11 protein-coding genes are annotated in these 12,126 nt (G+C 33.2%); 2 read left to right on the top strand and 9 right to left on the bottom strand.

Going from position 1 to position 12,126, the window contains the following annotated elements; genetic code table 11:
• Positions 1-13: 13 nt before the first annotated feature.
• The 4 genes from MHH88_RS08735 to MHH88_RS08720 all read right to left on the bottom strand — a co-directional run bounded on the left by MHH88_RS08735 (position 14) and on the right by MHH88_RS08720 (position 4,276).
• Positions 14-853 (bottom strand): carbohydrate ABC transporter permease, encoded by an 840-nt coding sequence (locus MHH88_RS08735; protein WP_069511421.1) that lies wholly within the window; start codon positions 851-853, stop codon positions 14-16.
• 12 nt (positions 854-865) lie between these two features.
• A complete protein-coding gene (locus MHH88_RS08730; RefSeq protein WP_069511423.1) occupies positions 866-1,741 on the bottom strand; it encodes a sugar ABC transporter permease in 876 nt (291 codons plus the stop codon).
• A 78-nt stretch (positions 1,742-1,819) separates the two neighbouring features.
• A complete protein-coding gene (locus MHH88_RS08725) occupies positions 1,820-3,217 on the bottom strand; it encodes an extracellular solute-binding protein (protein ID WP_339262462.1) in 1,398 nt (465 codons plus the stop codon).
• 147 nt (positions 3,218-3,364) lie between these two features.
• Complete coding sequence (locus MHH88_RS08720) at positions 3,365-4,276, bottom strand: dihydrodipicolinate synthase family protein (RefSeq protein ID WP_339262461.1); 912 nt, start codon at positions 4,274-4,276, stop codon at positions 3,365-3,367.
• A 394-nt stretch (positions 4,277-4,670) separates the two neighbouring features.
• Between MHH88_RS08720 and MHH88_RS08715 the strand changes: the two genes are divergently transcribed.
• On the top strand, positions 4,671-5,567 hold the full coding sequence (locus tag MHH88_RS08715; protein ID WP_339262460.1) for a helix-turn-helix domain-containing protein: 897 nt from the start codon (positions 4,671-4,673) through the stop codon (positions 5,565-5,567).
• 113 nt (positions 5,568-5,680) lie between these two features.
• Entirely contained in the window at positions 5,681-6,832 is a 1,152-nt protein-coding gene (gene ugpC, locus MHH88_RS08710; RefSeq protein ID WP_339262459.1) for a sn-glycerol-3-phosphate ABC transporter ATP-binding protein UgpC, read from the top strand.
• A 111-nt stretch (positions 6,833-6,943) separates the two neighbouring features.
• Here the strand turns inward: ugpC and MHH88_RS08705 are convergent, their stop codons facing one another.
• The 5 genes from MHH88_RS08705 to MHH88_RS08685 are packed head-to-tail and all read right to left on the bottom strand — an operon-like array spanning position 6,944 to position 12,126.
• Positions 6,944-7,597, bottom strand: a complete 654-nt coding sequence (locus MHH88_RS08705) for a methyltransferase domain-containing protein (protein WP_339262458.1) — start codon at positions 7,595-7,597, stop codon at positions 6,944-6,946.
• A gap of 4 nt (positions 7,598-7,601) precedes the next feature.
• Entirely contained in the window at positions 7,602-8,714 is a 1,113-nt protein-coding gene (locus MHH88_RS08700; RefSeq protein WP_103976960.1) for a hypothetical protein, read from the bottom strand.
• 4 nt (positions 8,715-8,718) lie between these two features.
• A complete protein-coding gene (aroA, locus tag MHH88_RS08695) occupies positions 8,719-10,077 on the bottom strand; it encodes a 3-phosphoshikimate 1-carboxyvinyltransferase (protein ID WP_339262456.1) in 1,359 nt (452 codons plus the stop codon).
• Positions 10,055-11,146: a Gfo/Idh/MocA family oxidoreductase gene (locus tag MHH88_RS08690; protein WP_339262455.1), complete on the bottom strand. Its 1,092-nt coding sequence runs from the start codon at positions 11,144-11,146 to the stop codon at positions 10,055-10,057. The genes aroA and MHH88_RS08690 overlap by 23 nt, the downstream gene beginning before the upstream one ends.
• Positions 11,147-11,178: 32 nt before the next feature.
• Entirely contained in the window at positions 11,179-12,126 is a 948-nt protein-coding gene (locus tag MHH88_RS08685) for an ROK family protein (RefSeq protein ID WP_103976963.1), read from the bottom strand.

Below are 12,126 nucleotides of genomic sequence, written 5' to 3'. Positions count from 1 at the left end.
CATGGATAAACATTTACTTATCTGCTCCAATCGTTATTCCTTTTGTAAAGTACTTCTGGAAGAAAATAAATATCAGTAACATCGGAATTGCTGCTACAGTAGCACCAGCCATCTTATAAGCAAAGTTCGGATTTAAATCTTGCATTAAGGTTGCGATTCCTACCATTAATGTTTTGGAATGAACGTCTTGCCCAACAACAAGCTGCCATAAATAGTCGTTCCAAACTTGCACAAAGTTAAGAATAAATAAAGCACCTATACCCGGTTTAACTAATGGCAACATAATCTTAAAAAATATACGGAATTCGCTTGCGCCATCGATTTTGGCCGCTTCTCTCAATGAATCTGGAATTGTATCAAAAAATCCTTTTAGTAAAAATACCCCGAAGGCTGTTGCGACATTAGGCCAAATCATACCACTTAATGTATTGACCATATTCATATCTTGAATAATTCTAAATAGCGGAACAATCATAACCTCTTTAGGTATCATTAAACTTGAAATAAAAATAATGAAAATAATGTTTTTCCCTTTAAATTTCAATTGGGAAAAGGCATACGCCGCAAGTGAACTAACAACAATTAAAGCAAATGTGGACATTAAAGCCACAAACAAACTATTATAAGTCCATATAAAAGCTGGCTGATTGTTAAATACATCTACATAGTTACTAAAGTTTAAGCTTTTAGGAAACCAATCTGGTGGCATTTTTACGACATCCGCACTGTTCTTAAAGGAACTTGTCACAAGCCAATAGAGCGGGAAAAGACTTAAACCAGCAAAAAATAGTACAATGCAATTTGTTATGATTTCTATTTTTTCTCTTTTCCTCTTGTTTTTCTTTCTTCGCATACTCGTTCACCTCTAATTCTTCTTGAGCATTGTTCTTAGCTGTGGAGTAGATAAAACTAATGTAATGAGGAACATAATTACACCTACTGCAGAAGCAATACCAAGCTGATTATACTTAAATGCATTATTGTATAAGTAATACATGAGTGTGGTAGAGGCGTTGTTTGGCCCTCCACCTGTTAATAACTGAATAACGACAAATATTTTAAGTACTGCGATAATATTCATAATAATAATGTAAATCGTCGTCGGTTTAACCATTGGAATAATGATTTTGAATATGATTTTCATGCGACTTGCACCATCGACTTCAGCCGCTTCAAAAAGTTCCTTTTGCACCCCAATCATAGAGGCAATATAAAGGATAATAGCCTGCCCCACATTTGTCGCAAAGGTAACGAAAATAATGACTGGTAATACCCAATTCGTATCCCCTAAAAAGTTGACGGAGGCTAGTTCCATTTTTCTTGCTATAAAAGGAATAAGTCCATTTGCAGGGTTTAGCAAAAAGCTCCATATCATACTCATAACAACCGCCGAGACCATTACCGGAATATAATATGCACCTTGTATAAAAGACACATATTTCGCATTTTTATCAAATACAGTAGAGGCAACGAACAAGGCGAAAAACACCGTCAACGCGACAATACATACTACAAAAATAACGGTGTTGATTGTAGACTGAACGAATACAGGATCACTAAATAATTTTTTATAGTTATCAAAACCAATAAACACTTCATCTTGATAATTTATTTTAAATAAACTTAAACGGATTCCTTCTATAATAGGGTAAACTAAAAATATTAGAAAAAGTAACATTTGAGGTGCGATAAACAAGTATCCTGTCATATTTTCTTTAAACGATTTTTTATTGATTTTCATCGGTATCATTTACCTTTCTACAATTTAAGCCCCAGTATCCAGGGGCTTAAATTGTTGTAAAGTTGTATACACGCCATGCTATTTTTTATAAATTACAGAATCTGCTTTTGATTCTTCAATCACTTCATTGCCTTTTGTTTCATAATCTTTCACAGCCTGCTCCGCCGTTTTCCCACCCGTGTATAGTGCTTGTAATTCTGGATATAAAACTTGTCTTAATTGGCTGTAGCCCGGTACGTTACCTGTGAAGTTAAACATGTAAGGGTCGTTAGCAGAATACGCCTCGAAATAAGGCTTTTCAGATTTGAACTCATTGGCAACTGATGTTCTAACAGGGACACCATTTTTAGAAGCTTTGACAAGTTCAGCATCTGTGGAAATAAATTTCACAAAATCTTTACTAACTTTTATTCTCGTTTCATCTTTTGTGTCAAATACAGTTGCACCTGTTACATACGTGAACGATAATGGATCGCCACTTTCAGAAGGAATGTTTGCTAGTCTTATATCAAACTTAGGAGCTTTTCCACTTTCCATATCAGCCTTTGCGTTATTGAATAATATTGCGTTAGTAAAACTAATCGCAAGCTGTTGATTTTGGAACATTGCATTCACGTCATTTGAAGAAACAGATTCTACCCCTGGATTTGTTAAGCCATCATCGTAAATTTTCTTTAACCAATTGGCTGCTTTCACACCGTTAGCATCATCAATGATTAAATTGCCGTTGTTATCAAAAAATGGATTGCCAAACATTCTTAAATAAGCAAGATTCCAAGTATCTCCTTGATTATTTAACGCATATAATCCCATAGGATACGCATTGGAATATCGATCTTTCGGTATATCCGACTTTAACTTGTTGAGAATTTTTTCATAGTCAGCGAGTGTCCAAGTTTTAATTTCATACTCTCCACCAATGTACTCGTCAATTCCTGCAGCTTTAAACATATCCGCATTGTAAGCTAAAGTACCTGGGTTATGTGAGAACGGGAAGAAGTACACATCTTCACCAAATGTCACACTGTCCCAATAGCCTTGAGCAATATCTTTTTTTGATTGCTCATCCACAATATCATTTAATGGTACTAAAGCTCCTCTATGAGCGTAGTCTCCCATGGCAAATACACTTTCAAAGAATACATCTGGAGGTGTTCCACCATTCAGATTGACATTTAATAGTTCATCTCGTTGCTCCCCTGCAATTACTTCTACATTCACCTTAACGTTATGCTCCTTATACTCAGCAGCAAAACGCTCCCCAGCATGTTTGAAGAAGCTATCATAATCTGCTCCATCTTCAGAAGCATCTAAAACCCCTTTCCATTGCGGAGTTAACCATACTTTTAGCTCTACCACATCAGATGAACTAGAACTAGATTTTGAACTATCAGTAGAATTACTTGTACATCCTGCTAGCACCGAAAGCACAAACAAAATTGCTATTGCAGTTGCGAAATAACGCCTTTGAAACATAAACGACTCCCCCTTATGAATGTCATTAAAATAAAATTGCCTTTATGAAAGACAAGCTACGGTATTAGCTTGTGTCCTCCCCTATGTGAAATTACGCTTGTAATTATCGACAACCTTTATTACTAACGGCTGTCCTTTTCAAGTGGACTACCCTTTATACTTTTGGATGGCGTTGTCGATTAACGCTTTAATACCAGCGATTTTATTTAAATCGTCACCTGATACTGACTCTAATGGACCTCTGACACTGCCTATATAAACCCCCTTTAGTTTTAACACTTCTTTAATCGTGGAATATAAAGAACCATTTAACGAACATAAAGCAACGATAATATCATTAATATCATGTTGAATTTTTCTAGCATTTTCGAAATCCCCTGCTGACACAAATTTTTCTGCCATTAAAAATAGCTCAGGCATCACGCCATATGTTCCACCAATTCCGCTATCGGCACCGATTATTCTACCTGAAACGTATTGCTCATCAGGTCCATTAAAGACGATAAAATCCTCACCAGCAGTGGCCTTAAATCTTTCAATATCCATAACAGGCATAGAAGAATTTTTTACCCCTATCACTTTTTGATTTTCTATTAGTCTCTTAAAAAGATTGATTGAAAGGTCAAAACCTGTCGTTTGTGGGATATTGTAAATAATAAATGGCATTTTCGTTGCATCCATAATTTCCGTCCAATACTTATAAACTGAACTTTCCGAAAATTTAAAGTAAATAGGTGGAATAGCTGAGACAGCATCATAGCCTAATTCTTCTGCATATTTTGCTAAAATTACACTATCTCTTGTTGATGGTGCCCCCACATGTGCGATTAATGTAAGCTTCCCTTTTAGTTGTTGTGCCACATATTTTAGGGTCGCTTTTCTTTCTTCCAAGCTGTGATAAATACATTCTCCTGAACTTCCACCAACGTAAAGCCCTTTAACACCTTTTTTGTATAAATAGTTACACAATTCTTTCGTTCTACTTTCAGATATTTCTCCTAGCTCATCATAACAAGCATAAAAAGCAGGAATGATACCTTTATACCTTTCTAAATTCACCTTTGAACACCACCTAAAAAGTTTTTATATCATTGTCCGTTGACAAAACACCACGAAAATAGCATGGTTCATTGCCTCTATTTTCGAAATGTTAAAGCATGGCATTAACCTCTTCCATTTATCAAATTCCAATCATTACTGTTAACGCTTACAAGTAATATTATAACAAGTCAAAAAAGTTGTAAATAATTTTCTTTATTTTTTATATTTACGGAGAAAAATTCCACCTACGTAAACAATAATAAAAAATGCCCCCATATAGACACGACTGAAAACTATTTAGAAAGTCCGATATAAAGGGCTCCAGACTAGCCTACTTCATGTCTAGGAGTATTTAAATTGTTTTACAGATGGAGATACAATTGTTTACAATCAGTCTAAAAAGGAGAAACCAATGCTTAAGAAATTAGAAAATTATTTTCAGACTGCCTTTACAACTACATATAATGCACAAGACAACAGTAAATATTGGTTTATAACAGAGGATAATTGTAAATTCGGCATCGTCAAAACAGCCCTTTCAGATGCCGAACGTAATCTCTTACTGACTTTATTTCTTCCCATAGATAATACGATAAATGGACAAAATAACTCTAGCGTTCAACAAAAATGGTATGATTTTTTAAACAACGATGGAAAAGAGCTACCCTTTTTACAAGATGTAAAAACTTTGCGTTTTTGCTATTTCTATCTCAAACAACCTATTGATGATTTATATAATTTTAAAGAGGCCATTACAGGAGGATTTCAGCAACCGGTAATATTTATGATGGACGATACACATGGCATTATCGTAGATGAAAAGCCCCAAGTCGTTTTTGATAAAGAGGCGTTTAGCCAACTAAGTGATACATTAACGAGTGATTTTTTTGTTAAAATTTATAGTTATATCGGTCAACTGCATCAAGCTGATTTATTCGTAAAAGAAAAGTTTAGCTATGAATACCAATGTTTCAAAGCAATCCATCGATTCGCTGATCGGGAAAAATCACTCACATTTCACGAAGCATTGCCTTTACTACTCATTCATGCTCCATCACTCGTTAACAAAAACATACTTTCCAATTTGTTTGTTGAAAATATGCAAGGGCAGGAGATGCTTGATACAATTCAAGTCTTTTTACAATGTAATTTAAACGCGTCTTTGACTGCAAAAAAACTTTATATTCATCGCAATAGCCTACAGTATCGATTGGATAAGTTTATAGAAAATACAGGAATCGATATTCGTTCCTTTGCCAATGCTACATTTGTTTCACTTGCTATGTTGTTAATAAAATCAGAAAATTAATAATAGTTGTTCAATATGCCCAATGACATTTTGTGTAATGTATACATATACATTTTGCATAATTTTCTCTTATACTCTAAAAAAACCATTACATTTTAAGGGAGATGAACCAAATGGCAGAACTAAAATTACAACATATTTATAAAATCTATGATAAAAACGTCACGGCAGTAAAAGATTTTAATTTGGATATTGAAGATAAGGAATTCATTGTTTTCGTAGGTCCTTCAGGTTGCGGTAAATCTACCACATTACGTATGGTCGCGGGTCTCGAAGAAATTTCTCAGGGAGATTTAATCATTGATGGGAAACGCATGAATGATGTTGCACCAAAAGATCGTGATATCGCCATGGTATTCCAAAACTACGCCCTTTACCCACATATGAGCGTATATGAAAATATGGCATTTGGATTAAAACTGCGCAAATTACCGAAGGATGAAATTAATCGTCGTGTCAACGAAGCCGCACGCACTCTAGGTCTTGAGGAATACTTAAATCGTAAACCGAAAGCACTTTCGGGCGGTCAACGGCAACGTGTGGCATTGGGACGTGCCATTGTTCGGGATGCGAAAGTATTTTTAATGGATGAGCCTTTATCGAACTTAGATGCCAAACTACGCGTTCAAATGCGTGCAGAAATTACTAAACTTCATCAACGTCTACAAACGACAACGATCTATGTTACCCATGACCAAACGGAAGCTATGACGATGGCAACGCGCCTCGTTGTAATGAAAGATGGCGTTATTCAACAAGTGGGTGCACCAAAAGAAGTTTATGAACAACCTAAAAATGTTTTTGTTGGCGGTTTTATCGGCTCCCCTGCCATGAACTTCTTTACAGGTACGCTTACCGATGGCAAACTCAACATTGGCAGTACTTCTATTGCCATTCCACAAGAAAGAATGAAATACTTACTAGCGCAAGGTTACAACCATAAAGAAATTATAATGGGCATACGTCCAGAAGATTTCCACGATGAACAGGCGTTTATTGAATCATCGCCAGGGTCTAGAATCGAGGTAACGATTGAAGTGGCGGAATTAATGGGGGCTGAAATCATGCTCTATTCACAGGTCGAAGGGCAGCAATTTATTGCACGTGTGGATTCACATGCCAATGTTAAACCTGGTCAAGTTATCCCACTAGCACTCGATATGAACAAAGTCCACTTCTTCGATAAAGACACTGAAAACCGAATTATTCCAGGTGATAACAAACATAACGAAGACAATGAGGGCAATGAAAACCACTTGTTGTAAACTAAAAGAAGGCAACTATTCTATCAGTATTGAATGAATAGTCGCCTTTCATTATGATATGATTTACTTTATCTACCATTGCAAAATGATATCTATTGCCCAAATTTTTATTTATTTTTGAGCAAAAATATACCAATGCCATCTATCTTTAAAAAGTTTTCCCCCAACCTCCTCTTCATCTTCCGATAAACATAACACTTTAAAGTTTCTTAATAATCTATCTACTTCACCTTTATCTGAATAATGATGTGGGTGTTCTCCGTCTAACTTCTTTTGATTAATAAAGGTATTTCTCTCTATTTCTATACCTTTTCCATAATGAATATTATTTGTTGAATTTAAAGTTAGTAGTAATTTTCCACCAGTCACTAAAATTCTATAAAACTCCTTCAAAGCATCCTCTAGTTCGGATAAAGTATTATGATATATTACATTCCAACTTACAACTAAATCAAATGAATTATCTTCTACTGACTTTAGCCATGTTAAATCTCCTTGAAATATCTGTACAGGAAAATTTTCATCAATACTTTTTTGTTGCAAGTAGTTAATCGCAGTAAGGCTTGGATCTACAGCAGTTACGATGAATCCCTTTTTAGCTAAATACTCACTATGTCTCCCAATTCCACATCCCATATCTAACGCTTTTAACTGATTAAAATTATTTTCCACTTCCATTATATAATCTGTAAAATGATAATCAGGGATTGACCACCTTTTTATTTTATCTGAATTTTTCCATAATTCATCCCACTTTTGCGGCATAGATTTATTCCTTTCTATAATATAAATAATTATCCTTTTCTCTAAAAACAAAAATTTTTTTAGAATAATCCACTAGTCTTTTCTTTAGATTTTCCATATTAATTTTATAAAGATTACTATTAATATTTATAGCACCTGACCACTCACGCCTACAAATATCATCGTAATTAATAATATTATTATGAATAATCTTATTTGAATTCACTTTGTTGTCTGGAGAGGAAAGCAGCGGAAATACAATCTCATTTAATGTCCCTTCTTGGACTGCCTCACAACCAAAAACTTTACAAATTTCTTTATAATGGGATTTAATTTTATCTCTAGGTTGGCAATTTTCATCATATAATTTTCCAACTTCTATTTCACATTCAGGCAAAACAGATAGAATTTCAGGAAAATTTCTAAAAGAAATTGGACGAATATAGATACTTTCAGGAGTACCTAAAACGAGTAAGTTTTCTTTGATAGGCTTTAGATATACCCTGCCATTAGAAACTAAATTATATTTTTGTTTGAGATAATCAAATAATATTGTCGTTTTTCCACTATTTGAATTTCCACATATTATATTTACTTTGCCTTGAGAATTAGCGACAGCACTAGCATGGACTTCAACAAAGCCTTCATTTATTAACCCTATATTTAAAATATCCCTTATTAAAACCCTTATATCTTCTAATTGACTTATTAAACTAGAACCTGTAATTAAAAAGCTATTTGATTCCTTGTCAAAAACGATAATATTCTTAGATTTTTTCATGATAAATATATTAAATCTTTTCAATGCTAACTTCCTGCACTGAATACTTTTTCTATTATCTTTTTCATTTTTCACTATATCTACGTCTTCAAAAGCGAACTTACAATCTAAGTCTATTGGTGCACAATTCAAATAAATGCTAAATGCTTTTACATTGAAGCTATCTGCAGATAAGGAACCCTCTTTTACTATTGTGTAAGGGATAAATTTATAGCTAAAGAAATCTAACACCTCTACATCTGAATACAAAATAAATTCTATTGTTCTTCTTTGAACTACACAACTACAAATGTAAGCTTTGTTAAAGTATTTTTTTGAGTACTCTAGTAGTTTATCTTCAAACCCCTTTACAATCATTTTATTACATGTCCCCCTCCCTAATGTATTGCACATCAATCCCTGTTTTGCTTAGTATTTCAAAAAATTCAGGACATGTTTTAGATACGCAACTAGGGTTCTCTATCACAATGTTTGGAATAACACTACCTAACAATGCAAATGCCATTGCAACTCTATGATCATTATACGGATTAATTATTCCATCTGTAGGAGTCCCAGGATAAACTGTAAATCCGTCATCATTCTCTTCCACTTTAATACCAATATTCTTTAAATTAGTGGACAAAGCCATAATTCGATCTGATTCATGCCTTCGTATGTGTGCGACTCCTGTTATTGTAATTGGCAAGGTTGAGAAAACAGATAATATTCCTATTGTTAATGCTTGATCTGATATTTCTTTAAAGTTAAAGGTGAAGCCACCTTTTAATTGTTTTGGTCCTCTAACTTCAACTTGCTGTTGAGTATGTAAAATGTCGACTCCACAGCCCATTTCCTTTAAAAAATCTAAAAACTTTAAATCCGGTTGTAAAGTATTACAATTAACATTATTTACAACAACTTTTCCTCCAGTAAGAGCTGCTAATGCAAAAAAGTAACAAGCTGTTGAAATATCAGATTCTAATACAATATTTTGTGATGTATAAGGTTTATTGTTTACAATGATTTTTGTCAGATGTTCATCATATTGTAAAGAAGCTCCAAACTGTTCCATCATGTTCAACGTAATCTTTATATAAGATATTTGTACAACTTCATCAACAACCTTTATGGTTGTTTTCTCTTTAGCATAAGGAGATGCAATTAATAACCCACTAATAAATTGACTAGAAATCTTTCCAGAAGCAATAATCTCGCCTCCTCTAAGACCCCTTCCCTTTACTTTCAGTGGGAAATGACCATCCATATTTAAAAAACTGACTTCCCCACCCAAAGCATTCAAGTAATTGACAATATCTTTAATAGGTCTTTTGCTCAACTGTTCATCTGCATATACTTCCCATTCACCAATAGCCGCTTGTGCTAAAGCGCCTGGTAAAAATCTACCGACAGTCCCAGCGGCTCCAATAAATAATTGTGAATTCTTTTTCACCCATTTGCCATTCATACCTTCTACGTAGACCTTGTCATCAACCAAATCTATTTTTACTCCTAATTCTCTTAATGCCTCGATACACCAATAAGAATCATCACTTTTTAAAATTCCAGCTATTTCTGATTTTCCATCTGCCAATGCAGCAATAATTAATGCCCGATTTGTCATACTTTTACTTCCTGGTACAAATAGATTGCTATCAACTTTATATTTTGAAGGCTTTATTTTAACATGACTATATTCAATATTATTTGACCAACCACTATATTGATGACTTTTTGACATTCTTAATAATCTCCATTCCATTATAAATTTGCATAATCAATTTCATGGCAATTAATGCTGAATTAACATCGTTATCAATGTCATTTTCATCAGGTGATTCGATAAGACTGATATAGCAATTTAGCATATTCATATAAGGTTTTAAACGTTCCATATTATTAAAGACATATTTTTCACTGTTTTCTTCTTTATTATAGTAAAGTAATGAATGCTTGTTTTTTGAATTTTCACTAAAGCCAAATAAAGTATCTAATTTCACGAAGCCTTTGTCACCATAAAACTCCAACACAGTCTCATCATTCATTTGATTTCCAGCCCAACCAATTTCTAGATACCACGAAGTAAAATTATCTAGCTCAATTAACGCTGTAACGTTGTCTTCTACATTAATTAATTCAGTACATCTGTCAAACTCTCCTTTATGCCAAGTTGCATATTTGTCTTTTTTTCCTGTGAAAATATTATGTCTCTTTGAGCCTAAAACTTTAAATTTCTTTGCTTTCACCAACCACAAGACTAAATCTACAATATGTGGTCCTAAATCAATTAAAGTACCTCCTCCAGATTTTTGACTATCCAAAAACCATGAACTGCTAGGAATTCCATTACGTCTTATCCATTTGCTTTTTATTTTATATATATTCCCTATCGAGGAAATTTTACTACTCAGATTTTGAACATCTTCTCTAAATCTATTTTGTAATCCAATAAACAGCTTTCTTGAATATTTTTCAATGATGCATTGTAATTTTTCACATTCGTCAATTGTTATACATAATGGCTTCTCACAAAGTACATACTTTCCTGCTGATAAGCATTTTATGGTTTGCTCATAGTGGAGGTAATTAGGAGTTGCAATAATTATCAAGTCAATTTCTTCACATTTCAATAGAGCCTCGATAGAATCAAAAATCCAACGAACGGGCTTTTCTTTACAGAATTCTGTAATTTTTTCTTTATCTGAATCATAAATCCCGATATTTAAATGCTTATTCATAGATTTAAAAATTGGATAATAAACTTGTGTTGTAATCCATCCTACACCCAAAAAAGCTATATTATTGAGCATCTACTTTTCATCCTTTTGTAACTCATTTCACTTTATATTTTCTTACTTCTCGAATTTATTAGTTTTATTATGGATTTTAAAGGATTTTGCTGATACTTCGGTAAATGATTATATCCTGAAGCAATTAGTATGCCCCCTACTAAAGAGGGGTTTCTTAAAACATTTAATTGTATATTTAACTTTCTATTGAGAAACTTAGATTCATTTTCGTATAAGACATTAAGAAGACTATTAGTATAATAAGGATTATTTATTACACTTCCTCCAAAATGTAAATTCGTTATATCCATTATATTTATTAAATTTGACATTGTTATTCCCAATAATTCACCTCCCTCTTTCAATACTACTAAAAGGTGTTGATCATACTTTGGAATTTCACTTAATGTTTTATATCGCCTGTAGTATTTATCTATTTCCAACAATCTATCCAACATTCCCTTACCAGATGAAAACAGCTGTAAACAATTAATCTTCCCGCAGCTACAATTTATCGTTTTTGAACTTTGTACTTGAGTATGACCCAGCTCTCCTGCATAGTTATTATTTCCTAAGTAAAGTTGTTGATTTAATAATAGTCCCAATCCAATTCCTGTTCCCACATTTATATATATTGAATTTTCAGAATTATCAAAAATATAAAAATTAGAAATAGCTCCCATGTTAGAATCTTCAAATATTTCTACCGGATTACTTATATAATCATGTATCGATGATTTTAAATCATATCCTTCCCAATATGGTTTATTTGGCCATTTTTTTATTATGCCTTCTTCTATTAAACCTGGGAAAGAAATTGTGATTTTTGTAACATTACTCCTAATTTTAGGAATTATAAATTTAATCAATATTTCTAAATCTGAATGAAAATTTTTCGAATTAGGTGTTTTCATAATATCTGTTTTATATGTTAAATTATCAAAAATGTAAATGGATTCAATTTTGGTCCCACCTATATCTATTACAAAAATATCTTGCAT

This window comes from Lysinibacillus sp. FSL K6-3209 (assembly GCF_037976175.1).
In the GTDB taxonomy this organism is placed as follows: Bacteria; Bacillota; Bacilli; order Bacillales_A; family Planococcaceae; genus Lysinibacillus; species Lysinibacillus sphaericus_D.
This window is presented reverse-complemented; position numbering and strand designations above follow the sequence as displayed.

Coding starts and splice junctions, on each gene's coding strand:
- MHH88_RS08735 (WP_069511421.1), bottom strand. CDS start 853: ATGCGAAGAAAGAAAAACAAGAGGAAAAGAGAAAAAATAGAAATCATA.
- MHH88_RS08730 (WP_069511423.1), bottom strand. CDS start 1,741: ATGAAAATCAATAAAAAATCGTTTAAAGAAAATATGACAGGATACTTG.
- MHH88_RS08725 (WP_339262462.1), bottom strand. CDS start 3,217: ATGTTTCAAAGGCGTTATTTCGCAACTGCAATAGCAATTTTGTTTGTG.
- MHH88_RS08715 (WP_339262460.1), top strand. CDS start 4,671: ATGCTTAAGAAATTAGAAAATTATTTTCAGACTGCCTTTACAACTACA.
- ugpC (WP_339262459.1), top strand. CDS start 5,681: ATGGCAGAACTAAAATTACAACATATTTATAAAATCTATGATAAAAAC.
- MHH88_RS08705 (WP_339262458.1), bottom strand. CDS start 7,597: ATGCCGCAAAAGTGGGATGAATTATGGAAAAATTCAGATAAAATAAAA.
- MHH88_RS08700 (WP_103976960.1), bottom strand. CDS start 8,714: ATGATTGTAAAGGGGTTTGAAGATAAACTACTAGAGTACTCAAAAAAA.
- aroA (WP_339262456.1), bottom strand. CDS start 10,077: ATGTCAAAAAGTCATCAATATAGTGGTTGGTCAAATAATATTGAATAT.
- MHH88_RS08690 (WP_339262455.1), bottom strand. CDS start 11,146: ATGCTCAATAATATAGCTTTTTTGGGTGTAGGATGGATTACAACACAA.
- MHH88_RS08685 (WP_103976963.1), bottom strand. CDS start 12,126: ATGCAAGATATTTTTGTAATAGATATAGGTGGGACCAAAATTGAATCC.